Origin of the sequence: Arthrobacter sp. 2MCAF15 (assembly GCF_052115605.1) — a bacterium.
Lineage (GTDB): Bacteria > Actinomycetota > Actinomycetes > Actinomycetales > Micrococcaceae > Arthrobacter.
Genome location: NZ_JBFRGZ010000012.1, coordinates 1 through 24,303, shown reverse-complemented (window position 1 = coordinate 24,303; position 24,303 = coordinate 1). Strand labels below are relative to the sequence as shown.

Annotated in this window: 23 protein-coding genes and 1 riboswitch; of the genes, 10 read left to right on the top strand and 13 right to left on the bottom strand. The window is 67.6% G+C overall.

The features are described from left to right. Nucleotides 1-2: 2 nt before the first annotated feature. Nucleotides 3-216, bottom strand: a riboswitch (cyclic di-AMP (ydaO/yuaA leader). Nucleotides 217-366: 150 nt separating this feature from the next. Then, nucleotides 367-1,062 carry a metal-dependent transcriptional regulator gene (locus AB4089_RS14170; protein WP_441409918.1) on the bottom strand — a complete coding sequence of 232 codons (696 nt, stop codon included), beginning with the start codon at nt 1,060-1,062 and terminating at the stop codon, nt 367-369. Between the two features lie 344 nt (nt 1,063-1,406). Here AB4089_RS14170 and serC point away from each other — a divergent pair, with 344 nt between their 5' ends. After that, nucleotides 1,407-2,534, top strand: a complete 1,128-nt coding sequence (gene serC / locus AB4089_RS14165) for a phosphoserine transaminase (RefSeq protein WP_441409917.1) — start codon at nt 1,407-1,409, stop codon at nt 2,532-2,534. Here the strand turns inward: serC and AB4089_RS14160 are convergent. From AB4089_RS14160 to AB4089_RS14150, 3 genes are read right to left on the bottom strand one after another with little or no spacing between them, the layout of a single operon-like run. Further along, entirely contained in the window at nt 2,524-3,849 is a 1,326-nt protein-coding gene (locus tag AB4089_RS14160) for an MFS transporter (protein WP_441409916.1), read from the bottom strand. The two genes, serC and AB4089_RS14160, sit on opposite strands and share 11 nt — an antisense overlap. A gap of 44 nt (nt 3,850-3,893) precedes the next feature. After that, nucleotides 3,894-4,556 (bottom strand): DUF3027 domain-containing protein, encoded by a 663-nt coding sequence (locus AB4089_RS14155; RefSeq protein ID WP_441409915.1) that lies wholly within the window; start codon nt 4,554-4,556, stop codon nt 3,894-3,896. Nucleotides 4,557-4,564: 8 nt separating this feature from the next. Continuing rightward, nucleotides 4,565-4,948 carry a cold-shock protein gene (locus tag AB4089_RS14150; RefSeq protein ID WP_390205746.1) on the bottom strand — a complete coding sequence of 128 codons (384 nt, stop codon included), beginning with the start codon at nt 4,946-4,948 and terminating at the stop codon, nt 4,565-4,567. Nucleotides 4,949-5,125: 177 nt separating this feature from the next. Between AB4089_RS14150 and AB4089_RS14145 the strand changes: the two genes are divergently transcribed. The 6 genes from AB4089_RS14145 to AB4089_RS14120 all read left to right on the top strand — a co-directional run bounded on the left by AB4089_RS14145 (nt 5,126) and on the right by AB4089_RS14120 (nt 12,229). Further along, nucleotides 5,126-5,359 (top strand): hypothetical protein, encoded by a 234-nt coding sequence (locus AB4089_RS14145; protein ID WP_441409914.1) that lies wholly within the window; start codon nt 5,126-5,128, stop codon nt 5,357-5,359. Between the two features lie 10 nt (nt 5,360-5,369). Then, complete coding sequence (locus tag AB4089_RS14140) at nt 5,370-7,865, top strand: helicase-associated domain-containing protein (RefSeq protein ID WP_441409913.1); 2,496 nt, start codon at nt 5,370-5,372, stop codon at nt 7,863-7,865. After that, nucleotides 7,862-9,508, top strand: a complete 1,647-nt coding sequence (locus AB4089_RS14135) for a DNA repair helicase XPB (protein ID WP_441409912.1) — start codon at nt 7,862-7,864, stop codon at nt 9,506-9,508. The genes AB4089_RS14140 and AB4089_RS14135 overlap by 4 nt, the downstream gene beginning before the upstream one ends. Nucleotides 9,509-9,589: 81 nt before the next feature. Next, on the top strand, nt 9,590-10,300 hold the full coding sequence (locus AB4089_RS14130) for a response regulator transcription factor (protein WP_441409911.1): 711 nt from the start codon (nt 9,590-9,592) through the stop codon (nt 10,298-10,300). Between the two features lie 2 nt (nt 10,301-10,302). After that, nucleotides 10,303-11,769: a sensor histidine kinase gene (locus AB4089_RS14125; protein WP_441409910.1), complete on the top strand. Its 1,467-nt coding sequence runs from the start codon at nt 10,303-10,305 to the stop codon at nt 11,767-11,769. 172 nt (nt 11,770-11,941) lie between these two features. Further along, nucleotides 11,942-12,229 (top strand): WXG100 family type VII secretion target, encoded by a 288-nt coding sequence (locus tag AB4089_RS14120; RefSeq protein WP_441409909.1) that lies wholly within the window; start codon nt 11,942-11,944, stop codon nt 12,227-12,229. 96 nt (nt 12,230-12,325) lie between these two features. On the opposite strand, the gene AB4089_RS14115 is transcribed toward AB4089_RS14120, so the two are convergent. From AB4089_RS14115 to AB4089_RS14090, 6 genes are all read right to left on the bottom strand, one after another. Further along, on the bottom strand, nt 12,326-13,345 hold the full coding sequence (locus AB4089_RS14115) for an RNase H family protein (protein WP_441409908.1): 1,020 nt from the start codon (nt 13,343-13,345) through the stop codon (nt 12,326-12,328). Nucleotides 13,346-13,477: 132 nt separating this feature from the next. Beyond that, nucleotides 13,478-15,115, bottom strand: a complete 1,638-nt coding sequence (gene groL, locus AB4089_RS14110) for a chaperonin GroEL (RefSeq protein WP_441409907.1) — start codon at nt 15,113-15,115, stop codon at nt 13,478-13,480. Between the two features lie 295 nt (nt 15,116-15,410). Then, entirely contained in the window at nt 15,411-16,634 is a 1,224-nt protein-coding gene (locus AB4089_RS14105) for an ABC transporter substrate-binding protein (RefSeq protein ID WP_441410074.1), read from the bottom strand. Between the two features lie 110 nt (nt 16,635-16,744). Next, complete coding sequence (locus tag AB4089_RS14100; protein ID WP_441409906.1) at nt 16,745-16,948, bottom strand: cold-shock protein; 204 nt, start codon at nt 16,946-16,948, stop codon at nt 16,745-16,747. Nucleotides 16,949-17,106: 158 nt separating this feature from the next. After that, a complete protein-coding gene (locus AB4089_RS14095) occupies nt 17,107-17,730 on the bottom strand; it encodes a LytR C-terminal domain-containing protein (protein WP_441409905.1) in 624 nt (207 codons plus the stop codon). Nucleotides 17,731-17,823: 93 nt separating this feature from the next. Then, on the bottom strand, nt 17,824-18,165 hold the full coding sequence (locus AB4089_RS14090; protein WP_441409904.1) for a DUF3263 domain-containing protein: 342 nt from the start codon (nt 18,163-18,165) through the stop codon (nt 17,824-17,826). A gap of 149 nt (nt 18,166-18,314) precedes the next feature. Between AB4089_RS14090 and AB4089_RS14085 the strand changes: the two genes are divergently transcribed. Continuing rightward, a complete protein-coding gene (locus AB4089_RS14085; protein WP_441409903.1) occupies nt 18,315-19,136 on the top strand; it encodes a uracil-DNA glycosylase in 822 nt (273 codons plus the stop codon). A 50-nt stretch (nt 19,137-19,186) separates the two neighbouring features. Continuing rightward, on the top strand, nt 19,187-20,026 hold the full coding sequence (locus AB4089_RS14080; protein ID WP_441409902.1) for a siderophore-interacting protein: 840 nt from the start codon (nt 19,187-19,189) through the stop codon (nt 20,024-20,026). Nucleotides 20,027-20,292: 266 nt separating this feature from the next. On the opposite strand, the gene AB4089_RS14075 is transcribed toward AB4089_RS14080, so the two are convergent. Continuing rightward, nucleotides 20,293-21,789, bottom strand: a complete 1,497-nt coding sequence (locus AB4089_RS14075) for a threonine/serine ThrE exporter family protein (RefSeq protein ID WP_441409901.1) — start codon at nt 21,787-21,789, stop codon at nt 20,293-20,295. A 31-nt stretch (nt 21,790-21,820) separates the two neighbouring features. Further along, complete coding sequence (locus tag AB4089_RS14070; RefSeq protein ID WP_441409900.1) at nt 21,821-22,909, bottom strand: lipid II:glycine glycyltransferase FemX; 1,089 nt, start codon at nt 22,907-22,909, stop codon at nt 21,821-21,823. A 99-nt stretch (nt 22,910-23,008) separates the two neighbouring features. Here AB4089_RS14070 and AB4089_RS14065 point away from each other — a divergent pair, with 99 nt between their 5' ends. Then, on the top strand, nt 23,009-23,599 hold the full coding sequence (locus tag AB4089_RS14065) for a TspO/MBR family protein (protein WP_441409899.1): 591 nt from the start codon (nt 23,009-23,011) through the stop codon (nt 23,597-23,599). A 38-nt stretch (nt 23,600-23,637) separates the two neighbouring features. On the opposite strand, the gene AB4089_RS14060 is transcribed toward AB4089_RS14065, so the two are convergent. Next, nucleotides 23,638-24,303 (bottom strand): L-serine ammonia-lyase (locus tag AB4089_RS14060; protein WP_441409898.1); only part of this gene is annotated, 666 nt, incomplete at its 5' end.

Here is a 24,303-nt window from a genome sequence, read left to right as displayed (position 1 = left end):
ACGGTTCCTCTCTGGATAGCCTGCGAAGTTAGCTGTCGGATTCGGGTCAGAGAGTTCAAAGACCCGGTCCGCCGTTGCAAGCAGCCAGACAGAGAGGCATCCCTGGGGATCCCTCGATGGACGTTGCTTGCCGCTGACGGACTTCACCCCAAGGCTGCTGAAGCAGCAGCCGAAAGTGGTTCCCCCGCCCCTGCCAGGAGGTGGTTCTGCGACTGATCCGCTGGCAGGGCTCGGCTTCGGATCAGGTAACGCTTTGGTATCGGCACTGGCCACTAACTATAGGGGATTAAGCCGTCCGGTAATAAATCCGTAACCCCAGATGTGCAGAACTCATGGGTCGTCCCATGACCGGCGCGTTGTGGCTGGTCAGGCGACTGTTACAAAGACGTGCGCCGCAACCTCGGGCGGCAACTCCAGGGCACCCTCGATATCGGGAACGCGGACCGAGATGTACTCCCCCACCCGCTCCAGCGACACCAGCGCACCAGGCCGAATTCCACCCTCGTCGAGCTGGGCCAGAAGCTCCGGCTCCACCTGGATCGGCTCCGCGAGCCGGTTGACCGTGACCCGCGAACCCGCACCGTAGCCGGCCATGGCCTCCAGCAGGTTCACGGCCCCATCGGCCGGGGCGCCGTTGGACACGCCGCCAAGATCGGCAAGACCGGGAATGGGGTTTCCGTAGGGCGAAACGGTGGGGTGGTCCAGCATCTCAAAAATTCGCCGCTCAACCCGCTCACTCATGACATGCTCCCAGCGGCACGCCTCCTCGTGGACATAGGCCCAGTCGAGTCCGATCACGTCGGCGAGCAGGCGTTCGGCGAGGCGGTGCTTGCGCATGACGCCGATGGCGCGTTTCCGTCCGGTTTCGGTCAGTTCAAGGTGCCGGTCGCCCGAAACAACCACCAGTCCGTCGCGTTCCATCCGGCCGATGGTCTGCGAGACAGTGGGGCCGGAGTGGCGGAGCCGTTCGGCAATGCGGGCGCGCAGAGCAACGATGTTTTCTTCTTCAAGTTCCAGAATGGTCCGAAGATACATCTCCGTAGTATCGATCAGATCAGTCATTCAGCTCAGCTCCTCGAGCGCAGTCCGTGCGTCATTCCCACCGTACCGCGTGCGGGCTGCATGCAGGATGCGCCTGGCAAGAACCGCCGTACGTTCGCATGCCAGCCTAGCCTATTTTGAATTACTCCGGATAATTTTCGTCCGGGCTGGCGCTGCCCCCGAGCGCCCGCGCGCCGGCAGTTCCCGGGCGTCTCAATGACCGGACTGTGACAGGGCCTTTTCCGCGTGGCCGGTACCCGTCAGGCAGAATGAAACAGGCAGAATAAACAGGGGGGCCGTTGTAGCCATCCCCTACCGGGCCACCTTCCAGCCACGCTACGAACCAGCCGAAAATTGGAGCCACTGTGAGCGACACCAGCATCGCGATCCCCGCCAACCTCCTGCCCAAGGACGGCCGGTTCGGCGCCGGTCCGTCCAAGGTCAGGCCGGAACAGATGGAGGCCCTCGCCGCGTCGGCGAAGCTGCTGGGGACCTCGCACCGCCAGGCACCCGTGAAGAACCTGGTCGGCTCGGTGCGCAGCGGCCTGAGCGAATTCTTCCGTGCGCCCGAGGGCTACGAAGTGATCCTGGGCGTGGGCGGATCCACTGCATTCTGGGACATCGCCAGCTTTGGGCTCGTGGAGGACAAGGCGCAGCACCTCTCCTTCGGCGAGTTCGGCTCGAAGTTTGCCTCGGCGACCAACAAGGCACCGTTCCTTGCCGAGTCCTCCATCATCAAGGCCGAACCCGGCACACGCCCCATAGCCCGGGCGGAGGCCGGCGTCGACGTTTACGCGTGGCCGCAGAACGAGACCTCAACCGGCGTGGCGGCCCCCGTCCGCCGCGTGGCAGGCGCCGATGAGGGGTCGCTGGTGCTGGTGGACGCGACCTCCGCCGCGGGCGGGCTGGACGTGGACGTGGCGGAGTCCGACGTGTACTACTTCGCGCCGCAAAAGAACTTCGCGTCCGACGGCGGCCTGTGGCTGGGCCTGTTCTCCCCGGCGGCGCTGGAGCGGGCGGCACGGATCAAGGCCGGCAACCGCTGGATTCCCGATTTCCTGGACCTCCAGACGGCGATCGATAACTCCCGGCTGAACCAGACCTACAACACGCCCGCCCTGGCCACCCTGGTGACCCTGGATGCCCAGGTGCAGTGGCTCAACGCCAACGGCGGCCTGGACTTCGCGGCCGGACGGACGGCCGATTCGGCCGGCCGCATCTACCGCTGGGCCGAGGCGTCCAGCTACGCCACGCCGTTCGTGGCCAAGGCCGAGGACCGTTCCAACGTGATCGCCACGATCGACTTCGACGAATCGATCGATGCCTCGGCGATCGCCAAGGTGCTCCGCGCCAACGGCGTCGTCGACACAGAGCCGTACCGCAAGCTGGGCCGCAACCAGCTGCGCATCGCCACTTTCGTGGCGATCGAGCCGGACGATGTCTCGGCACTGCTCGAGTGCATCGACTTCGTGGTGGCAGAACTCAAGAAGTAGCTTCAGCGTCCGACGGCGTCGCCGCGGCACCAGAACCTGGTGTCGTGTCGGCGCCGTTTCCGCTTTCGACGCGGAAGTACCGCAGCCCGCGCGCCCGGCGGTTGAAGTGGAGCCGCAAGTGCTGGGCCCGGATGATCCACACCAGCCCGATCAGGGCCGCGAGCAAGCCGGCGCCGGCGGCAACCCCCATGGACCAGCGGGGGCCGGCGGTGTTGGCCACCCAGCCGACCAGCGGCGCCCCGATGGGGGTTCCGCCCATGAAGATTGCCATGTAGAGGGCCATCACCCGGCCCCGCATGACGGGGTCCGTGGTGGTCTGGACGTACCCGTTGGCGCTGGTCATCATGGTGATTGCGAACAGCCCCACCGGCACCAGCGCCGCGCCGTACCAGAAATAGCTGGGGGCCAGCGCCGCGATACCAGAGGTCACGCCGAAGGCAGCGGCCGCCCCGAAGATGACCCGCAGCCGTGGCTTCCCCCGGCCGGCGGACATCAGCGCCCCCGCCACGGAGCCGATGGCCATGATCGAATTCATCAGGCCGAAGGCCCCGGCGTCGAGGCCGAATTCCGTGCCCACCATGGCCGCGATGTAGAGGGCGAAATTCAGCCCCAGGGTTCCCACGATGAAGATGGCCACGAGCACCACGATCAGGTCCGGACGGTGCCTGACATAGCGCAGCCCCTCCCGGATCCTGCCCTTGCCCGCCGGGGCGCGCGGCAGCCGGCGCAGCGAGGCCGCCGGGATGTTCGCCAGGCTCAGCAACAGGGCGACGAACGTGAGCGTGTTAATCAGGAAGACCCAGCCGGGCCCGACGACGGCGGTGAGCAGGCCCGCGACGGCGGGGCCGATCATCCGGGCGACGTTGAAGGACGCACTGTTGAGGGCCACGGCGTTGGAGAGGTAGTCGTCCTGGACCAATTCCGAGACGAAGGTCTGCCGCACGGGGGCGTCCAGCGCGGAGACCACCCCGAGCATCAGGGCGAAGGCGTACACATGCCAGAGCTGCGCCGCGCCGGTCACCACCAGGATGCCCAGCCCCGCACTCAGCAGCGCCATCGCGGACTGGGTCAGCACCAGGAGCCGCTTGCGGTCGAAGCGGTCTGCAAGCAGCCCGGCCACGGGTGCCAGGAAGAGCTGCGGGCCCAGTTGCAGGGCCATGGTGATCCCCACCGCCCCGGCATCCTGCGCCGTCAGGTGGGCGAACACCAGCCAGTCCTGGGCGGTGCGCTGCATCCAGGTACCGATGTTGGAGACGAGTGCGCCGATGAACCAGATCCGGTAGTTCAGGATGTGCAGGGACTTGAACATGGACATCAGGTCCAGCCCTCCCTAAACACGCTCCCGGACGCTTCCAACCGTTAGTCGGCCTCCGCGAAGCGTTCCCGCTCATCGTCGGCGTCGTGCTGATCGGCATCCTGCCGGTCAGCGGTCGGCTCGTCAGCGGTCTGCTCGGCGTCGTCGTCAGCGGCGTCCTGCTCGCCGTCGGCGTCAGCGGCGTCCTGCTCGCCGTCGGCGTCAGCGGCGTCCTGCTCGGCGTCGGCGTCGGGCGCTTGCGACGGCGTTTCGGTGCCGGCCGCCTCGTCGGCGGCCTCGTCAGCCTGCGCGTCTTCCGGGCGGACCCGCTCGGCCCACGGAACCCAGGCCGGCGCGAGGATGGCGTCCTCCGAGGGCAGCAGGCCCAGTTCGTCCACCGTGACCACCTTGGAGCGCGAGTTGCGGGTCAGCACCGCGTACCACTGCCAGCCCAGATAGCCGGGAAGCTTGGATTCGAAGAGGTGGGTCACCAGGCGGTCGCCCTCGCTGCGGGCACCGATGTGCTCGCCGATCTGCTCGGCGGGGGCGATGCCTTCCACAGCGGTGCGGGCGACGTCGACGGCGGCGGCCAGGAAGGCGTCAGGCTTGCCGGTGCGCCAGACGGGAACGCCGGCGCGCGGGCGGGTTCCGTGTTTGGAGCCGGTTCCCTTGGATCCGGCAGGCACCGAGGAGCCGGCGGCCGGCAACTGGTCAGGTTCCTGAGTCATCAAGAGCCCTATACGTCCAGCTCGTCGGCAACCTTACGGAGGGCCGCTGCGATCGCCTTGCCCTTGTTGCCTTCCGGGTACTTGCCCGCGGACAGGGTCCCGGACAGGTTGTCCAGCACGGTGACGAGGTCCTGCACCAGCGGGGCAAGGTCCCTGGCGCTGGGCCGCTTCGCCTTGGCGATGGACGGAGTCTTGTCCAGCACGCGCAGGCCCAGGGCCTGGGCACCCTTACGCCCGTCGGCTACACCAAATTCGACGCGCGTTCCGGCCTTGAGCTCACTGACACCCTCGGGCAGGGCGGACTTGGGCAGGAAGACTTCCTGGCCGTCCTCGCCAGCGAGGAATCCGAAGCCTTTTTCCTTGTCATACCACTTGACCTTGCCGGTAGGCACGTAATCAACCTTCTTCGTTCTGCGGGGACACGGCCGGCGGTCACCGCATCCGCATGGTTACGCGGGTTCAGGGTGTGACTGCCCGGACCGTGTTGGTCTGTACCTCCAAGGTTATCCTGCCAAGTTCAATTTAGTGGCTTGAGGCGCGGGGGATGCCGGACTGTTAGCGTTGCCCACATGACACTGATGCGTTACCGGCGGCCCTTCATGATCGCTGCGGCCACCCTTGCTGTGCTGTCCCTCCTTGCCGTCGGCGCCGTCATGGTCATGGCCTTCAACAATGTCGTGGCGCCGGCCTGGATTACCTCCACGGCCCTTTACGGGCTCCCGGTGGCATTCCTGCTCATGCTCGCACTGGTTATGGATGCGGTGGTGGCCCGGCGCCACCCGCGCAGGCCCGGCGAAAGGTAACGTTGGAGCGATGTCCCTCATCCGCGCGCTCAGCAAGGAACTTCAGGCACGAAGCGACGAATCGTTGCGGGCCTTGTTCTCCGCGCGGCCGGACCTGATTTCTCCCGGCGTCCCGGACTTCGCCGCCCTCGCCGCCCGGGCCAGCGGCCGCGTCAGCGTGCAGCGGGCCCTCGAGCGGCTCAACCGCCCGCAAATGCAGGTCTTGGAAACCCTGCACCTGTGCACCAACGCCGATACCGGACACAGCGCGTCGGCGCCGATGCTGAAGAAACTGATCAATGGCGCGTCGGTGGCCGCCATAGACCGCCTGCTCCATTCCCTGCAGGAACTGGCCCTCGTCCACCGTGCCGATCCGCCGCACGGGGTGACTCCCGCCGGAGCCAAGCAGCGGCACTACCTTCCGGTCGGCAGCCTCAAGGATGTGATCGGGATCTATCCCGCAGGGCTGGGCCGCAGCTACACCGAGCTCGTGCGGCTCCAGCCGGCCTTTGCGCAGCGCGTCGTGCAGCTGGTCGGCGAGCTGCACCGTGGCGGGGAGTCCGTTTCCCCCGCCACCACACCGATGGAAGCGGCCTTGTCGCTGCAGCATTGGACGGCTACACCGGAATCGCTCCACCAGATCCTGACCACCGCGCCGGAGCGGACCGCCGCCCTCCTGGCCCGGTTCGGAAACTGGGCCATGGGCGCCGTTCCCCAGGCGCAACGCCGCGCTTCCGTGCTCCACGAAAGCGCCGACGTCGGCCCGGTGGACTGGCTCCTGGCGCGGGGGCTGCTGGTGCCCCTGGACGCCGCCCACGTCGAACTGCCGCACAGCGTGGGAGTGTCCCTGCGTGGCGGCTTTGTCATCGAAGATTTTTCCCTGGTGCCACCGGTCCCCCAGCTTGGCCAGACAAGCGCAGGGCTGCGCCGGAACGCCGCGTTGGGCGCCATCGCCGAGACGCTGCGGCTCGTGGGCGAGGTGCTCTACACGGTGCGTGAACAGCCCCTGGCGACGCTGCGCAGCGGCGGCGTCGGGGTCCGGGAGATGAAGCGGCTGGCGGATTCCCTGCGGATCGAGGTGCACCCGGCCGGCGTACTCGCGGAGCTTTGCGCCATGGCCGGCCTGCTGCGGCTGGACGTCGACAGCTCCGCGTGGGTGCAGCCGCCCCAGCTGGAGTGGCTGGCGCTGCCCCGGCAGGAACAGTGGCTCTGGCTGGTCAATGCCTGGCTGGCCAGCGAGCGGGCGCCCTCCCTCGTGGGCCAGCCCGTGAATGCCGCCGCCCCGGGCGCCGGACACCGGGGCGCGGCCGGGACCACCATCAATGCGCTCTCCGCCGAGGCGCAGCGGCCCGACGCCCCGGTGGTCCGCAAACGTGTCCTGGAGATCCTGAACGAACTCACCCTGGAGGCAGCGGCGCCCGATGGGCAGGCTCCAGTCCTCAATGCCGCCGCCGTGCTGGAACGTGCCGAGTGGGCGCAGCCCCGGATGGCCCGGCGTTTCAGCTCGCTGATCCGCGGCATCCTCACGGAGGCCGAGATGCTCGGCCTGATCGGCTCCGGGGCGCTCAGCCAGCTGGGTTCCGCAATCGCCGCCGAACGGCCGGATGATGCCTTGGGAATCCTGGGCGAACACCTGCCGGCGGCGCTGCAGCACGTGCTGCTGCAGGCGGACCTGACAGCGGTGGCGCCGGGCTACCTCGACCCCGAACTGAGCGAACAGCTCCTCACCATGGCCGCGGCCGAGGGACAGGGACCGGCCACTATCTACCGATTCTCCGTCGCCTCGGTCCGCCGGGCCCTCGACGCCGGTCAGGACGCCGCGGCGATGCTGGACTTCCTGCGCCAGCATTCGGCCACGGCCATCCCGCAGCCTCTCCAATACTTGATCGAGGACACTGCCGCACGCCACTCCCGGCTCCGGGTGGGGGCTGCCGCCAGTTTCATCCAAAGCGAGGACGAGGCTCCCCTTCTGGAGTTGCTCAACGCCCCGGCGGCCGCCGGACTCGGGTTGGTGCGCATCGCGCCCACCGTGGTCATCTCACACGCCGCGCCCCGGGAAGCCGCCCAGGTTCTCAAGGGCCTGGGCCTCGCCCCCGTCCTGGAGGAAGCAGGATCCGGCGTCATCCGGCTGCGCCGCAGCACCTCGGTTCCCGGCGGCGGCCGGCCGGTCTACACGGCCCCGCGGACCGCACCGCCGGAGGCCGACATCGACGCCCAGCTGGCCGTGCTGCGCGGTGACGGGTCCCGGGCACCCGGCTCCGCCGGCGCCCAACCGACGCCGGCTGCCCCGGGCAGCGAGGAAGCGACACAGCTGGGGCTCGAGACCCTGCTGAAAGCGATCCGCCTCAGGCAGCGGGTGATCATGAACGTCGTGGACGGCATGGGGAATGCCAGCCGCGAGACTGTTGTTCCGGTAGCTGTGAATGGCGGGCGTGTGCGGGTGTTCGATCCGGACAAGGAGATCGAGCGGGTCCTGTCCATCCACCGGATTATCGACGTAGAAGCCACAGAGGAAATGCTCCAGTGAATGACGGGCCCCTGATCGTCCAAAGTGACAAAACCATCCTGCTGGAGGTCGACCACGAACTCGCAACGGAGGCACGGCACGCCATCGCGGCGTTCGCCGAGCTGGAACGGGCCCCGGAGCATGTGCACAGCTACCGGTTGACGCCGCTGGGCCTGTGGAACGCCCGGGCAGCCGGGCTGGATGCGGAGAAGGTGCTGGACACCCTGCTCAAGTACTCCCGTTTTCCCGTGCCGCACTCGCTGCTGATCGACGTCGAAGAGACCATGTCCCGGTACGGCCGGCTCCGGCTGGAGAAGGATCCGCAGCACGGCCTGGTCATGCGCACGTCCGACTACCCGGTGCTGGAGGAAGTCAGCCGTGCCAAGAAGATCGCCCCGCTTCTCGGGCCGCGGATCGACGGCGAGACCGTGGTGGTGCATTCCTCCCAGCGCGGCCAGCTCAAACAGCTGCTGCTCAAGATCGGCTGGCCGGCCGAGGACCTGGCCGGGTACTTGGACGGTACGCCGCACCCCATCATGCTCAACGAGACCGGCTGGAAGCTCCGCCCCTACCAGCAACTGGCCGCGGAGAACTTCTGGGCCGGCGGCAGCGGCGTCGTCGTCCTTCCCTGTGGCGCCGGCAAGACGCTGGTGGGCGCGGCCGCCATGGCCACCAGCTCCACGACCACGCTGATCCTGGTGACCAACACCGTCGCCGCGCGGCAGTGGAAGGACGAGCTGCTCAAGCGCACGTCGCTGACCGAGGAGGAGATCGGCGAGTACTCGGGCTCCGTCAAGGAAGTCCGTCCGGTCACGATCGCCACCTACCAGGTGCTGACCACCAAGCGCGGCGGCCTGTACCCGCACCTGGAGCTCGTGGACGGCAACGACTGGGGGCTGATCATCTACGACGAGGTCCACCTGCTGCCGGCGCCGATCTTCCGGATGACGGCTGACCTGCAGGCCCGGCGCCGGCTGGGGCTCACGGCCACGTTGGTGCGGGAGGACGGCCGGGAGGGCGAGGTCTTCAGCCTGATCGGTCCGAAACGCTACGACGCGCCGTGGAAGGACATTGAGAGCCAGGGCTACATTGCGCCCGCCGATTGCGTGGAGGTCCGGGTGGATCTGCCGCGCGACGAACGCGTGGCCTACGCCATGGCCGAGGACGCGGACAAGTACCGCCTGTGCGCCACGTCCGAGACAAAGACCCGGGTGGTGGAGGAACTCGTCGCCGAACACGCCGGAGAGCAGCTGCTGGTGATCGGTCAGTACATCGACCAGCTCGACGAGATCGGCGAGCGCCTCAACGCGCCCGTGATCAAGGGTGACACCTCGGTCAAGGAACGCCAGCGGCTCTTCGACGCCTTCCGCGCCGGCGAGGTGCACACCCTGGTGGTGTCCAAGGTGGCCAACTTCTCGATCGACCTGCCCGAGGCCTCGGTCGCGATCCAGGTCTCCGGTTCGTTCGGTTCCCGCCAGGAGGAGGCCCAGCGCCTGGGCCGGCTGCTGCGCCCCAAGAAGGATGGCCGCGCCGCCCGGTTCTACTCGCTGGTGGCCCGGGACACCCTGGACCAGGACTTCGCCGCGAAGCGGCAGCGTTTCCTCGCCGAGCAGGGCTACGCCTACCGGATCATGGATGCCAAGGACGTCGGCACCGTCGGCTAGGCCCTATTCGGGCGGGTACGGCCCATTCAACACACATATTTCATTCAGAAAACTCCCAGAGTCTGGGAGCATCATGGGAACATGAAGAAGAACGGTCCCGAAGCCAAGCTGCTCGTCGTCGATGATGAACCCAACATCCGCGAACTGCTTTCAACGTCCCTGCGCTTCGCCGGTTTCGAGGTCGTCTCGGCCGGCAGCGGACGCGAGGCGCTGGCTGCTGCCGAGGAGCACTCCCCCGATTTGGCCGTGCTGGACGTCATGCTGCCGGACATGGACGGCTTCACGGTCACCCGCCGCCTGCGCGCCGCCGGCAAACACTTCCCTGTCCTGTTCCTCACGGCCAAGGACGACACCGAGGACAAAGTCACCGGCCTGACGGTGGGCGGGGACGACTACGTCACCAAACCCTTCAGCCTCGACGAGGTGGTGGCCCGCATCCGCGCGGTACTTCGGCGCACGCAGCCCCAGGTCGACGACGACGCCGTGATCCGGGTCGATGACCTCCAGCTCGACGACGACGCCCACGAGGTCCGCCGCGGCGGAACCGTGATCGAGCTGTCCCCCACTGAGTTCAAGCTCCTGCGCTACCTGATGCTGAACCCGAACCGGGTCCTGTCCAAGGCCCAGATCCTTGACCACGTGTGGGAATACGACTTCAACGGCGACGCCTCGATTGTGGAGTCCTACATCTCCTACCTGCGCCGCAAGGTGGACATCGACCCGGATGCTCCTGCACTGATCCAGACCAAGCGCGGCGTCGGCTACGTTCTGCGGACTGCCGAGAAGCGCTGACCTTGCTGCACCGCTGGAAATCGGCTTCGCTGCGCTCGCAGCTCGTGGCCATCATGATGGCGCTGATGCTGGTGGCGCTCACGGCCACGGGCGCGGGCACGCTGACGCTGCTGCACAGCTTCCTGCAGGGCCAGGTGGATGACAAGCTCCGGGCCGCCGTCGAATCCGTGCGCCAGCAGCAGTCCTTCAGCCAGTTGCAGGAGACCAGCTCCACCGTTCCCACCGACTACTCACTGATGCTCTTCAACCCGGGCCTGCCGCCCATTCCGTTCGGTGGCGACAAGGACTCCCATCCCGCCATTAACACCTTTTCCGCGGTGGAGGCCCGGGAACGCCAGCAGATACCTTTCCAGGTCCGCGGGACCGAAGGCGGCAACTGGAGGGTTGTGGCCCTAAGCGTCGTGGACAACAACCAGCGCAGTGCGGTCGTCATCATCGGGCTGCCGCTGGGCCCCGTCGATTCCGTCATGGAACATGCCGCCCTGGTGGTCGTCGGGGTGGGCCTGCTGACCCTCGTGCTGGCATTCTTCATCGCCACGTGGACCGTCTCGCGGTCCTTCCGGCCGCTGGCCCGGGTGGAGAAGACGGCCGCCGCGATCGCCGCCGGAGACCTCTCCAGACGCGTGGAAATCGAAAACCCCAACACCGAAGTGGGGAGGCTGGGAAGCTCGCTCAATGCCATGCTGGCGCACATTGAGGCAGCGTTCGCCGCCCGGATGGCGTCCGAGGAACGCATGCGCCGCTTCGCCGCGGACGCCTCGCACGAACTGCGTACCCCGCTGGTGACCATCCGGGGATTCTCCGAGCTGTACCGGCATGGAGCGCTGTCCACCCCGGAGGACGTGGCCACGGCCATGGGGCGGATCGAGAGCGAAGCCAAGCGCATGGGAGCCATGGTGGAAGACCTGCTGCTGCTGGCCAGGATCGATGAGCAGCGCCCGCTGCAGCAGAAACCGGCGGATCTGCTGCTGCTGGCCAACGACGCTGTGGTGGACACGCAGGCCACCGACCGAAAGCGCGCCATCACCCTCACCGGTCTTGACGGGGCGGGCCCGGCAGCCGCCCCTGTGCTCGGCGATGAAGCCAAGCTGCGCCAGGTGGTCAGCAACCTCGTGGGCAATGCCCTGCGCTACACGCCCGAGGGAACCCCGATCGAAATAGGCGTCGGGGTCCGGACGGCCCCGGACGGAGCCCGGCAGTCCGTGATCGAGGTCCGGGACCACGGTCCGGGCGTCCCGGAGGAAGAGGCGGCCCGGATCTTCGAGCGCTTCTACCGGGCGGACACCTCGCGTACCCGTGAAACCGGCGGCAGCGGACTTGGCCTGGCGATCGTGGCGGCCATTGTCGGCTCGCATGCCGGGTCCGTACGGGTCGGGCAGACTGACGGGGGCGGGGCCACCTTGGTGGTCAGTATCCCGTTCCTTGACGAGGACGCCAACGAACTGTCCCCGGCAGACTTGTCCACATAGGACCCGACGGCGGTGTCCGGGCCGGGCGCTGTCCGCCTACGCTCGGGGTGTCCGGAAAATCCGGATGAGGCCGTCGCTCCCTCCGGGTTCCTGCCGCCGACTCTCGTCGCTGGCATTCACCGTGCTCCGCCGGGCCGTGGCCGCCTCCCCGAACGTTCGAGAGGGCATTGCCATGAGCATCATCTCCGTCGACACGGAACTCCTCCAGCTGAAATCCGCGAACGTGCAGGCCACGGTGGAACGGATCAGCGCGGACGTCCACGCCATGAAGCGTGGGCTGGACGAGCTTCAGGGCAGCTGGCGCGGCTCCGCGGCGACGAACTTCCAGAACCTGGTGGCCGAGTGGACACTGACCCAGGCCAGGGTGGAGGCCTCCCTGGCGTCGATCAACCTCGCGCTGAATTCCGCGGCGGCCACCTACGCCCAGGCGGAACTGGGCAACGCGCACCGCTTCACATAAGTCTCAGAGGCCCCATGAGGGTCCCACGGGCTTCGAGCGGGCCACGGCCTGGTTCTCCTCCCTGGGTCTCCTCCCCTGGGTGTCAGGCCTCGGCTCTCAGGCCTCGGGTGTGCCCTGATGGAAGCGGAGCCGCCATTGCGCGCCTTCAAGGACCCACAGGGAGCTGCGCAGGGCCGATCCCTCGCGCGTGTGGCTGCGGTAGGTCAGGAGCACGGTCTTTTCACCCAGCCGGTCCGCGCCCAGGAGTTCCAGTTCCACGGGTCCGCCCGGGTTGTCCTCCAGCGCCATCATCATGGCGTCGCGGGTCCAGAGGCGTCCGGAGCTGCCGATTTCGGTGAAGTCGGGGTGGAGCAGGACTGCCGTGCGTCCCAGGTCTGCCCGGGTTTCCGGCTGGAGCAGTTCCCGCTCGAGCGACTCGACCACGGCTTCGGGGCTGCTCCCCGCCAGGGCCGCGGCCGGTTCGTCCTCGAGTTCGCTGAACAGGTCCGGCTCGTCGAAGGTGCCTGCCGCGCCAAAGAGTTCCTGTTGGCCGGAGGGCGTCGTGGCCCGGGCCGGCCGCACGGCCTGCTGCGGGGCTGCCTGCAAGGTCGCCTGCGGCGCCTGCGCGGCCGTGGAGTCCGCGGTGGTGGCCGGTGGCGTCCCGTCTGCCGCTGTCCCGAATCCGGGGCCCTGCCGGACGGCCACGCCCTGCTGGTATGCGGTGGCTGCCGCCCGGGCACGGTCGTCCGCCGCCTCGTTCAGCTCGTGCCCCGCATGGCCCCGCACCCATTCGAAGGTGTATTTGCGGCCGACGAGCGCCTGGTCGATGTCCTTGAGGAGGTCCACGTTCAGCACCGGCTTGCCGTCGGCCTTGCGCCAGCCCTTGCGCTTCCAGCCCGGCATCCACTTGGTCACGGCGTTGATGACGTACTGGCTGTCGCAGAGGATCAGCAGGTCTTCGCCGGGCACATGGGCCGTTGCCCGGAACAGGTCCAGCACCGCCATCAATTCGCCCTGGTTGTTGGTGCCGTGGGGCCACCCGCCGGCCCGCCAGCAGTCGTCGTTCACGTACCAGGCCCAGCCGGCCGGGCCGGGATTTCCTAAGGCCGAACCGTCGGCCGCTGCTGTAATCGTCACTGATCTATCCTGCCAGACCCCGCCGACGCCCACGGACGGTGTCCGCCGGGAAGGCGCTTAACCGGCGGCGGCGGCCCCACCCGAAGGTGGGACCGCCGCCGTCGAACAGCCTGTGGTGGCTGGAGCGGGGGGTTAGAAACCGCCCATGCCGCCCATGCCGCCCATGTCGTCGCCGCCGCCCATCTGGGCGCCAGCCTTCTCGGGCTTGTCGGCCACAACGGCCTCGGTGGTGAGGAACAGGCCGGCGATGGAAGCCGCGTTCTGCAGGGCAGAGCGGGTTACCTTGACCGGGTCGTTGATGCCGGCGGCCAGCAGGTCGACGTACTCGCCGGTGGCTGCGTTGAGGCCGTGGCCTGCGGGCAGGCCGCGGACCTTGTCCACCACGACGCCGGGCTCGAGGCCGGCGTTGAAGGCGATCTGCTTCAGCGGGGCGTCGATGGCAACGCGGACGATGTTCGCGCCAGTTGCCTCGTCGCCGGAGAGCTGCAGGTTCGCAAACGCCTTGGCGCCGGCCTGGATCAGGGCAACGCCACCGCCGGCGACGATGCCCTCTTCGACAGCAGCCTTTGCGTTGCGGACGGCGTCCTCAATGCGGTGCTTGCGTTCCTTGAGCTCGACCTCGGTTGCCGCGCCGGCCTTGATGACTGCAACGCCGCCGGCCAGCTTGGCCAGGCGCTCCTGCAGCTTCTCGCGGTCGTAGTCGGAATCCGAGTTCTCAATTTCGGCGCGGATCTGGGACACGCGGCCGGCGATCTGGTCGGCGTCGCCTGCACCCTCGACGATGGTGGTCTCGTCCTTGGTGACAACAACCTTGCGGGCCTTGCCGAGGAGTTCGAGTCCGGCGGTCTCAAGCTTGAGGCCGACTTCCTCGGAGATGACCTGGCCACCGGTGAGGATGGCGATGTCGGCCAGCTGGGCCTTGCGGCGGTCGCCGAAGCCCGGAGCCTTGACGGCAACGGACTTGAAGGTGCCGCGGATCTTGTTGACGATCAGGGTGGCCAGGGCCTCGCCCTCGATGTCCTCGGCAATGATCAGCAGCGGCTTGCTGGACTGCATGACCTTTTCCAGGACAGCAACCAGTTCCTTGACGTTGGAGATCTTGGAGTTGACGATCAGGATGTACGGATCCTCAAGGACCGTTTCCTGGCGCTCGGCGTCGGTGACGAAGTAAGCCGAGATGTAGCCCTTGTCGAAGCGCATGCCTTCGGTGAGCTCCAGCTCCAGGCCGAAGGTGTTGGACTCTTCGACGGTGATGACGCCTTCTTTGCCGACCTTGTCGAGGGCTTCGGCGATCAGGGCGCCGATCTCGTTGTCGCCGGCGGAGATGGACGCGGTGGCGGCGATCTCTTCCTTGGTCTCGATTTCCTTGGCGGAGGCCAGGAGCTCGACCGTGACGGCTTCAACAGCCTTCTCGATGCCGCGCTTGAGGGACAGCGGGTCAGCACCGGCCGCGACGTTGCGCAGGCCTTCCTTGACCAGGGCCTGTGCCAGCACGGTTGCCGTGGTGGTGCCGTCGCCTGCGACGTCGTCCGTCTTCTTGGCAACTTCCTTGACCAGCTCGGCGCCGATCTTCTCGTAAGGATCGTCCAGCTCGATCTCCTTGGCGATGGAAACACCATCGTTGGTGATCGTGGGGGCGCCCCACTTCTTTTCGAGGACGACGTTGCGTCCCCGCGGGCCGAGGGTGACCTTGACGGCGTCGGCGAGGATGTTCAGGCCCCGCTCAAGACCGCGGCGTGCCTCTTCATCAAATGCAATGATCTTGGCCATAACGGCAGTAGTCCTTTCGGGACAGTCGTTAAGAATGAACCTTCGCTGTGGTGCCCGCGACGGACGATCCCTGCCCTGCGGCCTCTGTATGCCGCCGGGTCCGGGATCTCACCCCAGCAAGGTGTTCCTTTAGCTCCTGGACCGGCTGCCCCACTCCGCGGCCGGGCGGACCGGGCGTCGTGTTAGCAGTCAGTGCGCTGGAGTGCTAACTCAATAATTAGCACTCCCCCGGGGAGAGTGCAAGCAGTGGCCGGCCCGAACGGCCCGCCACGCGGGCACAATACGCTAGGAGCGATCAGCCGCCGCTGCTGCTGGCGGCTTCCGTTCCAGTCATCGTGGCCAGATTGTCCTCGCCGTAGGTGTAGACCATGTAGTTCGCTTCGGTGATGTCGCCGTGGGAATTAAAGTTGATCCGGCCGGATTGGCCGTCATAGTCCGGGCGCTGGCCTGCCCGGAGGGCATCTACGCAGTCCTTGTAGCTCGTGCACGTCTTGCTCGCGGGCTGGCTGGCTTGCTGGGCGGCTTGCGCTGCCCCGCCGGAGACCGTGACGAGGGACGCCGCGATGGAGGTTCCGGCGTCGTCCTCTGCCGCGGCGGCAGCGACGGCGGCCAGGATGACGGCGTCGTACGTCTCGGCGGCGAACACCATGTCCTTGAGCCCGGGATCAACGGCAACGAGGTCCGCCTGGAAGGCGGCGGAGGGGAACACGCCGGGCAGGATTCCGCGTGCGCCGTCGAGGGCCCGCGCCCCCAGTCCGGTGCCGTAGCGGCTGACCGCCCCGTCGCTGAGCACAAGTTTCTTGCCGGCAAGGCCGGCATTGTTCAGTTCGGCGATGGCACCCTGCGCGCCGTCCCGGGAGACCAGGACCACGGCGTCGGGATTTACGGCCTTCGCGGCGGCGGCAGCCTGCTGCGCCTGGCCGGGCGTGAACTCCGGGTCGGCCAGGACTTCCATTCCGGACTGCTTCGCCGCACCGACAACGGCTGCGGCGACGTCTTTGCCGTAGCCGCCTTCCTCGTGTACGACTGCCAGGGTCCTGGCGCCGCCGTCCTTGGCCAGCTTGGCCAGGACGGACGCCTGGGCGATGTCGGCCGCGGCGGTGCGGAAATAGTAGCCGCCGCTCTTGTAGTTGCTGAGCGCACCGGCGGCGTTGGCCGGCGAGATGACCGCTACCTTGGCGTTGGCCAGCACGTCGATGGCGGCAGGGGCACGGCTGGAGTCGGTGGGACCGATCACGACGTCGGCCTTGGCGGCGACCAGCGCTTTGGCCTGGGCTGCGGTGTCCGTGCTGATGGTTTCCGGCAGGAGCTCCACCGGTTTGCCCTTGTGGCCGCCGGCAGCGTTGATCTCCTTGATGGCGAGCTTGGCCGCCGCGAGCTGCGGGGCGTTCAGGAAGTTCTGCCGGCCGGTGTTGTCCAGGATCAGGCCGATGCGCAAAGTGCCGTCACCGCTCGCGTCGGCGCTGGCCAGGCGGGCGCTGCCGGCAGGTCCCAGGCAGCCCGTCAGGGCCAGTGCCATGGCTGTTCCGACCGCCAGGGCGCGCCCCACAGGAAGTGTTCCTTTCAGGCGTGCTCCCTTCAGGCGTGCTGAGGAGTCCCGCGGGGCGTTTTTGAGCGCGGCCAGTGCCACTAGGCGGGCCGGACGCTTTCGGCCTGCGGGCCTTTTTCGCCCTCGCCGACTTCCAGCTCCACCCGCTGGCCCTCGTCCAGGGCGCGGTAGCCCTCGCCGACGATCGCGGACCAGTGCACGAAGACCTCGTTCTCGGAACCGTCCACGGTGATGAAGCCGTAGCCCTTTTCGGCGTTGAACCACTTGACGGTTCCCAGTGCCATGGTGTCCACACTTTCAGCTAGCTTGCGTGCGGCCCACCTCAATGTGCGCCGCGGACTGCGAAGAGAAATCCGCAGATACTGTACCCACAGCGTCCCCCAGGAACGTTGGCGGCGGGCAGGGCCACGGCCTAATAGTTATTGAGGCGTAACCGGAATGGCTACTGGAAGCCGGGGCCAAGGACCACGACGAGGGGCAGGTTGAACTCCGTGGACTCCACGAGGGTGTCGATGCCCAGGAGCGTTCCGAGCGCCTCCGCGTTGCCCTTCTGTTCGGCATCGCTGTAGAAAATCACCGACGTCTGCTGCGGGACGCCGCCCCAGTTGCCTGTCTGGCCCAAGATCCAGCCGTCGGAGCTGACGGTGCCGCCGACCCTGCCGGCGAGGCCGGCCGTGGCGGTCCCGTTGTAAATCGTCACCGGCTGCGTCTTGTCCACGCCGGCGGCGGGGATACTGGGCGTCGCCGACGGCGCTGCCGCGGGATCTGTGGCGCCCGGATCGGTGGCCGTGGGTTCCGGGCTCGTCGGCGAGGGGCTGGGGCTGGCCGGGCTCGTGGCGGACGGAGCGGCGGTGGCGTTCTCACCGACTGCCGAGGCCTGGCCTGCGGAGAATCCGAGCTTCGGCAGGATCAGGAACGCCACAAGGCCTATGGCCAGCGCTACGCAGCCAGCAGCCAAGATGGGGGCCAGGCTCCGGCGGCGCGATTCTGCGACGGCCCGGTGGACACCCTGGCGGGCAGAGGTCTCCGGGACCCGGTCAAATTCATCCCGAGCGTATTTGGTCATGGTAAAACGACGTCCTTGCTGATTTCAGACGGGTGCCCGAGGCCGGAAGCGGCGCAACAGGACGCTGCGCATCCGGCTGCGCGTGACGCTACTTTACGAATCTGTTCCCAGACGACGCGCAGTGCGGGCACGTTGGCGTGATGTACGTAGTCTACGCAATCTCTTGACCAGCATGGGATCGTGGGCCAGCGCTTCCTCGGTATCGATGAGGGCATTGAGGATCTGGTAGTAGTGCGTGGCGGAAAGATCGAACAGCTCACGGATGGCCTGTTCCTTGGCCCCGGCGTACTTCCACCACTGCCGCTCCAGGGCCAGCATCTGCTGGTCGCGGGCGCTCAGCGGAGAATCCGCGGATACCTCGCCCAGGCCTGCGCTGGCAGCGAAGGTTTCGGCAAAATCCCCCGCGAGCCCGTGCTCTTGCGCTGTTTCGGCCACGACACACTCCCTGGTTGATTCCGAAAACCGGTTGATTCCGAAAAAACTGGTTGGATCCGGCAAAAAGCCATTCCCATGCTACGGCCGAATGACAGGGTTGTCATTCGGCCGGGTGCTGGCGCGGGCGGTGTCTGCGGAAGAATGGGGCTGTGTCCAATCCCGAGTTTCATTCCGAGCCTGATTCCGGTGCGCTGTTCGAACTGGAACCTGAACCCGCCGATCGCCTCAGCTTCGCGGACCTGGCGCGCCTGCCGCTGGGCGAGCTGGTGGCGCCGGACTGGGCGAAGGCGCTGGCGCCTGTGGAAGCGCAGTTGCGGGAGGCCCTGACGTTCCTCGCCGGTGAGGTGGCTGGCGGGCACGCGGTGCTGCCCTCGCCGGCAAACCTGCTTCGGGCTTTCCGGCAGCCGCTGGCCACCGTCAGGGTCCTGGTGGTGGGCCAGGATCCCTATCCGACGCCGGGGCACGCCGTGGGGCTCTCGTTCGCCGTCGACAGGGCCACCCGGCCGATCCCCCGCAGCCTGGCGAACATCTACAAAGAGCTTCAGGACGACCTCGGATTCCCCCCGCGCGTCCATGGGGACCTCAGCCGCTGGGCGGAGCAGGGTGTACTGCTGCTCAACAGGGTGCTCAGTGTCCGGGCCGGCGCTGCCGGCTCGCACCGTAACAAGGGCTGGGAGGCCGTCACGGCGGCCGCCATCCGGGCCGTCGCGGACCGCGCGCCCGCAGCCGATGCCCGTGTGGGTGCTGACGCCGCCGCGGGACGCGCAGCCCTCGTGGTGATCCTGTGGGGGAAGGACGCTGAGTCCGTGAGGCCGCTGCTGGGATCTGCTGCCGTGATCGCCAGCGCCCACCCGAGCCCGCTCTCTGCCTCGCGCGGCTTCTTCGGCTCCCGGCCCTTCAGCCGGGCCAACGCCCTGCTGCAGGAACAAGGCAACGGCACGGTCGACTGGGAGCTGCCGCCGCTGCCGTAACAGGCCTCTGCCGAGTCTCCCGGCCACGGTTCTTTGGTTAGGCTTGCCTCATGACCTCCCTCCCCGCCACAACTTCGGCCACCCGGAACACGCGTCCCCAGACCGACCTGACGGTCCTGCGCAAGGAGCAACTCTCCCCGCACATGGTCCGGATCATCGCCGGCGGGCCTGGCTTCGCCGGGTACGTCAACAACGACTACGTGGACCGGTACGTCAAGATCGTGTTTCCGCAACCGGGTGTCGAATACCCGGAGCCGCTGGACCTGTGGGCCATCCGGGAAACCATGCCGCGCAGTCAGTGGCCGCACACCCGGACCTACACGGTCCGCTGGGTGGACACCGCAGCCCAGGAGCTGGCCATCGATTTCGTGATCCACGGCGACGAGGGCCTCGCCGGGCCTTGGGCGGCCTCGGCCCAGCCAGGCGAGCGGCTGACCTTTACCGGCCCGGGCGGCGGGTACAACCCCGATCCGGCGGCTGACTGGCACCTGTTTGCCGGGGATGAAGCCGCGCTGCCGGCCATCGCTGCCGCCATCGAGTCCCTGCCGGGGGACGCCCGCGGGCTCGCCATCCTCGAGGTGGACAGCGACGCCGACATCCAGCCCATCGCCGGCCCGGCCGGCGTCGAACTGCGCTGGCTTCTGCGCGACGGCTCCCCCGCCGGCGACAGCGAGCTGCTGGTCACGGCCATCCGAGACGCCGAATGGCCCGAGGGCCGGGTGCAGGTCTTTGCCCACGGCGAACGGGGCTATATGAAAGGCCTCCGGGACGTTCTCTACGTCCAGCGCGGGCTGGAGCGGGCCCAGGTGTCCCTCTCGGGTTACTGGGCCAAGGGCCGCGTCGAGGACGACTTCCAGGCGGAGAAGAAGCTGCCGATAGGCAAGATCTAACAGCGCAAGATCTAAAGCGGAAGATCTAAAGCGGAAGATCCAAAGGGCGCAAGATCTAACGCGGCAAGATCCAGGAGCGAGCCGGGGCTGGCGCTGCGGAGTCTCCCCACCTTTGCCACCACGACGCCGGGACGCGAAGGCGTGTCGGCCCGGCACGCCGTCGCGTCCTCGCAAAAGTGGGGAAACCCGGCGCCTCAACCCGATGCCTCAGCCCGGCGCTCAAACCCGGCGCCTCAGGGCAGCCAACACCCAGGCGCCGCGGGGAGCTAGCGGCGGCGGGCCCTGCGCCGCTCGTTGCTCGCCAGGCTCCGGGTCAGGGGCCGCGCCAGGGTGTCACCGAGCACGATCCCGGCAGCGACGCCGAGCACGATTGCGCCGGCGTTGAGCATCCCGCCGGCGCCCATGAGAATCTCCGATTCCTCGATGGTCAATACATACATGGAGCGGAATATGGTGAGTCCGGGGAGCAGGATCAGGGCGGCGGGGACTGCCACCACCAGCTGCGGAGCGCCCATCCGGAGGGCCACCACGCGGGCCAGCAGGCCGATCACCACCGCGGCGAGAGCCGGGGCGAAGCGGGAGCCGATGCCCAGCGCGTCGCCCCCGATCAGGACCAGATAGCCCACGATGCCAACTGCCGCCGTCGGCAGCAGCAGCTTCAAACTGGTCTGTTCGGTGATGCCGATCATCAGCACCGCAATGGCGATCAAGATGATGACCACCCACAAGTCATACTTGGGTGGGAATGTTTTGGTGACGTCGATCGGGTCCATGCCGGTCATGTCTCCCACGACGAAGCCGACGGCGATGCCGGCCACGAGCGCCCCGAAGGTCAGCATGGTGGACAGGAACCGGCCGGCGGCCGTGACCGGGAAGCCGTTGATCGCATCCTGCACCGAGGACACGAGGCGTCCGGTCGGCAGGAGCAGCAGGATCCCGCCAACCACCACGATTTCGGGGGCTATTTGCACCCCCAGCGGGGCGCCAAAGCGCCACAGCAGCAGTGCCACGATGGTCACCAGGAACGAACACGAGGCGGTGATGAAGAAGTCCGGGGTACGCCAGCGGCCCAGCTGGCGGGCCAGGAGGCTGACCAGCAGGTTCGAGAGGAACGCGACCAGCGAAGCGCCCAGCCCGCCGCCCAGGACGCCGACGAAGACGGCGGAGAACACGCCGAAGGCCACGGTGACCATCCACCGCGGGAACGGCTTGGGGCTTCGGGTGATCTCCTCCAGCCGGCGCGAGGCTTCCTCGCGGCCGACGCCGCCGGCCACGATGTCCGTCACCAGCTGGTGCACTTGCGAGAGGCCCGCATAGTTGTTGGTCCAGGACCGGACGACGCGCAGCAGCGAGATGGGCGTCTGGTCCTTCGGGGCATAGTTGATGGCCACCGACTGGTTGGTGATGTCCACCTCGATGTTCTTGAGCCCCAGCGCAGCGGTGATCGCGATGATGCTGGTCTCAACTTCGAGGGCGCCCGCCCCGTACCGGAACATGGATTCGGCCAGCTTCAGGGCAAAGTCGATGGTCTTGCGGGCTGCGGCGTCCACCCCGCCGACCTGGATCATCGGGTTGGCGTACGGGCTGCCGGCGAGCCGGTCCACGATGCTCATGGGCGCCGTCGGAGGGTTTTCGCCCTGGACCAGCCGGCGCAGCATCCGCTTGGCTGCGGCGTTCTGACGCACCTGCATGGCCGACATCGGTTGGGTCCGGGGCAGGCCGTCCGTGGGCGGCCTGCGGTGGCCGTCGTTTCCGTTATTCATTCCGGCCTCCTCACTGTCCTTGGTCGGCTATTTAGTAGAACTGCTGGCCCGTGCGCCGGGTATAGAGCTGGCGTGCCACGCGCTCCCCCGCCGTCATCCACGCTTTGTACTTCAGCGGGCTCAGGACCTGGTCATAGCAGCCGACGAAGTCGGTCACGGTCTTGCTGAAGCTGGTCTTGAACAGGCCCAGCCCATGGAAGGGGTTCGAGGTGTCCTTGAGCTTGTCGCTCGGCGGAGTGCCGCAGAAGTCGTATTCGGTGCAGCCGAGTTCCTTGACCTGGCCGATCGCGGTCCACTGCACGAGGTGAGAGTCGCCGTACTGGCCACGCTTCTGCAGGGAGCCGCCGTCTTTGTACGTTCCCTTGCGGCCGTAGTTGATGACGAACGCGCCAACCGAGGGCACGCCGTTTTCGTACACGAACAGCAGCCTGCCCTGTTTCCGGTCCAGGAAGTTGGTCCAGAACTGGCGGTAGTACTCGTACTCGCGCACCCGGACCTGGGACTTGGCCTCCACCGTGGTGGTCATCAGGCCATACATCGCCCGGAAGTTCTCTTCGGTGGGCTCGGCGTTATGGACCTCCACGCCCTCACGGATGGCGCGGCGCACCGCATTGCGGCCCCGGGAGTGGAGGTTGCGCAGCAGCTGGTTTTCTTCGGGCTCAATATCGAGCAGTGCCGTGGAGTCGTTGGGCTGCAGGTTGTGCGTCTTGACCAGGCCCGCCCCCTCGAGGATCCGTGCGGCGTCCTCGGACAGGACGATATCCGGCTCGATCTTGATCGCGAAGACGCCCAGCTTGGCCCTCTTGACGAAGTCCGCGTTGGCCGCTGTGATCCCCGGGATGTCCTCGACGGACGCCACATCGGGCCCCTTGATCAGGTACCAGAGTTTGCCCAGCAGCGGAAACGACTTCTCCAGGATGAGGTTGTAGCTCGTGTAATCGGCCGTCTCGTAGACCAGGTGCAGGGGCTTCCAGCCAAAGTGCTGCTTGACCTCGGCAAAGGCTTCCGATTGCAGGAGATTGCCGCCGTTGGGGTTCGCGGTGACGTGGTCATCCCAGTTGGCAATCTCCTCGGCAGAGGCAAAGCGGGCAGTGAATTCGCGCAAGGGTGCGGTATCCAATCATTGCGGTACGAGCTTCGGCGGCATGCGGACATGCAGCCCCAAGTCTATCGGTCCGGACCCTGCCGAAGGTCCGGGCCAGGCGGTTACGCTGGTCTCATGCAGGCTCAGCATCAACCGCTCGAAGGCCGTCCGGGGGCGCCCGACGGCCGGGTGCGCGGCGCAGGCGCCGGCTCAGGGGCCGGCCCCGGCGCCCACTCAGGCACTGGCTCGCAAATAGTCGCGCTGCTGTTGTTCCTCGGCGCGTCGGCGCTCGTGGCGGGCCTTGGCGGCCTGGCCACGGCCCGCCACGTCAACGGCTGGTACGCCACTGCGGACACGGCGCCCTGGTCCCCGCCCAACTGGGTCTTCGGGCCGGTCTGGACCGTCCTGTACACCGCCATGGCCGTCGCGGGGTGGCTCATCTGGCGCAGCCATGCCGAGGGGTCCAAGGCGGCCCTGACAGCCTACGGCGTGCAGCTGGTGCTGAACCTGCTCTGGACCCCGGTCTTCTTTGCCCTGTACCCGGTGCTCGGAACGCCGGCGCTGTGGATCGCGTTCGGGATCATCGTGGCGCTGGCTGTGGCGGTGGGTGTGACGGTGGTGCTGTTCGGGCCGATCAGCCGGACGGCAGGGCTGCTGATGCTGCCCTACCTGTCCTGGATCGTGTTCGCGTCCTCGCTGAACCTCTGGGCGGCGCTGCACAACTGACGCTGCCTACCCCGCGCCCGCAGGCGCCGGTCAGTTCCCTAGCACTCCACCACGTTCACGGCGAGGCCGCCCATGGCCGTTTCCTTGTATTTGGAGCTCATGTCGCGGCCGGTTTCCCGCATGGTCACGATGACCTCGTCCAGGGAGACCCTGTGCGAGCCGTCGCCCCAGAGCGCCATCTTGGCGGCGTTGATGGCCTTGGCCGCCGCGATCGCGTTGCGCTCGATGCAGGGGACCTGGACGAGCCCGCCGATCGGATCGCAGGTCAGGCCCAGGTTGTGCTCCATCGCGATTTCCGCGGCGTTTTCCACCTGCGCCGGCGTGCCGCCCATGACTTCGGCCAGGCCGGCGGCCGCCATCGAGGACGCCGAGCCCACCTCGCCCTGGCAGCCGACCTCCGCGCCGGAGATCGAGGCCTGCTCCTTGTACAGCACCCCGATGGCGCCGGCAGTCAGCAGGAACTTGACCACCACGTCGTCGCGGTCGGCCTGGGTTGCCTTGTCCATGCCGGGGGCAAAGTGCAGGGCGTAGTAGAGCACCGCCGGGATGATGCCGGCGGCGCCGTTCGTGGGCGCGGTGACCACGCGGCCGCCGGAGGCGTTCTCCTCATTGACCGCGAGGGCGATCAGGTTCACCCATTCCTGCCAGTACTTCGGGTCCCGGAAGTCGGGGTCCTGGCCGCGGGTTTCCTTCAGCAGCCGCTC